Origin of the sequence: Streptomyces sp. SP17BM10, assembly GCF_036322405.1 — a bacterium.
GTDB lineage: Bacteria > Actinomycetota > Actinomycetes > Streptomycetales > Streptomycetaceae > Kitasatospora.
On record NZ_JAQYXB010000604.1, the window covers coordinates 1 to 230 of the forward strand.

The 230-nt window shown below is 67.0% G+C and carries 1 pseudogene; it reads right to left on the reverse strand.

The window, feature by feature from the left end:
- A pseudogene (locus PUR71_RS22265) lies at window positions 1–230 on the reverse strand (hypothetical protein); the annotation flags it as partial.

Below are 230 nucleotides of genomic sequence, written 5' to 3' on the forward strand. Positions count from 1 at the left end.
AACGTCTCGTTGGCGGCACCGTTGACGCAGTCGAACAGGATGATCGGGGTGAGGTTGCCCCAGGTCGGACCGGCGCCCGAGACGTTGACGCAGCGCTTGCTGGCCGGGTTGTACAGCTGGCCCGAGGCCGTCAGCTGGAACGCCTCGTTGCCCGCGCCGGGCACGCAGTCGAACAGGATGATCGGGTTGAGGTTGTCCCAGGTCGGGCCCTGACCCGAGACGTTGACGCA